Raw genomic sequence first — 1705 nt, forward strand, 5'->3', positions numbered from 1 at the left:
GTTCGGCCAGTCGCGGGGCCGCGGCCGCCGGCAAACGCGCGCGCTGGCGCCAGCGCTCGGACTGGAAAACCAGCGCCGCGAGCAAGGCGCCAGTCACGGCCGGCGCGACCCAGTGGGTGCTGCCTGGCGCCATGCCGACCGAGGCCATCGGCCACCACAGCATCAGCGCAGCCACCGCGCCCAACATGGACGCAGCCGCCACCTGCACCATCGGCGCAGCACGGGCAATCAGGTGGCGTGCGGCGCAGGCCATCAAGACCCACAACAGCGTGGCCGGCACCGCCACCGTGGCGGCGCTCGACAGCTCGCTCAGCCAACTGGCCGGGCCGTGCGCACCGAACAGCAAGCCCACGCCCAGCACCACGACCACCAGCAGCATGGCCCGCAGCAAGGTGCCGCTGCGGCACAGCTGCAAGGCCTCGGACTGGGTCAGGTCGGGCGCGGTGACGGCCTCGCGCAGGTCGTCGAAGAGGGTGCTCGCCCCGGTGTCGTGCATGCGTTTCACGGGGGCCATTCTGGCCGCGGGTCGAGCCAGTGGGCGGAGTGACTTCTAGAATCAGTGGTTTCCCTGATCACCCTCACCCCCATCACAGGCGCGCCATGAGCAATCAACTCGACAAGAAGTCCCAGGCCTGGTCGGCCCTGTTCTCCGAGCCGATGAGCGAGCTGGTCAAGCGCTACACCGCCAGCGTGTTCTTCGACCAGCGCCTTTGGCGAGCTGACATCGAGGGCAGCCTGGCCCACGCCACGATGCTGGCGCGCCAGGGCATCATCGGCGCGCAGGACCTGGCCGACATCGAGCGCGGCATGGCGCAGGTCAAGACCGAGATCGAGAGYGGCGAGTTCGTCTGGAAGCCCGAGCTCGAAGACGTGCACCTGAACATCGAGGCCCGCCTGACCCAGCTGGTGGGCGATGCCGGCAAGCGCCTGCACACCGGCCGCTCGCGCAACGACCAGGTCGCCACCGACGTGCGGCTGTGGCTGCGCAGCGAGATCGACGCAATCGCCCCGCTGCTGGCCGACATGCAGCGTGCGCTGCTGGCCGTGGCCTCGCACCACACCGAGACGGTGATGCCCGGCTTCACCCACATGCAGGTCGCGCAGCCGGTGAGCTTTGCCCACCACATGCTGGCCTATGTCGAGATGTTCGCGCGTGATGGCGAGCGCCTGGCCGATGTGCGCAAGCGGGTGAACCGCCTGCCGCTGGGCGCCGCGGCGTTGGCCGGCACCAGCTACCCGCTGGACCGCGAGAGCGTGGCGAATGCGCTGGGCTTTGACGGCGTGTGCCAGAACTCGCTGGATGCGGTCAGCGACCGCGACTTCGCGATCGAATTCACCTCGTTCGCGACGCTGGTGATGATTCACGTCTCGCGGCTGGCCGAAGAGATCGTGCTGTGGATGAGCCAGAACTTCGGCTTCATCGATCTGTCGGACCGCTACTGCACCGGCTCGTCGATCATGCCGCAGAAGCGCAACCCTGATGTGGCCGAGCTGGCGCGCGGCAAGAGCGGCCGCGTGGTCGGTCACCTGATGGGCTTGATCACCTTGATGAAGGGCCAGCCGCTGACCTACAACAAGGACAACCAGGAAGACAAGGAACCGCTGTTCGACACCGTCGACACGGTGAAAGACACGCTGCGCATCATGGCCGAGATGGTCGGCGGCGAGGTCGACGCAAACGGCACTCGCAGCGGTGGCCTGAAGG

The 1705-nt window shown here is 68.0% G+C and carries 1 protein-coding gene and 1 pseudogene; one reads left to right on the plus strand and one right to left on the minus strand.

Translation table 11 applies throughout. The features are described from left to right. Positions 1-505: pseudogene (locus AC1DYI_RS34735) on the minus strand (sensor histidine kinase); the annotation flags it as partial. A 95-nt stretch (positions 506-600) separates the two neighbouring features. On the opposite strand from AC1DYI_RS34735, the gene argH reads away from it, so the two are divergent. After that, on the plus strand, positions 601-1705 hold a 1105-nt coding region (argH, locus tag AC1DYI_RS34740; protein ID WP_477208650.1), incomplete at its 3' end, for an argininosuccinate lyase.

The organism is Ideonella sp. P3_A4 (assembly GCF_056403075.1).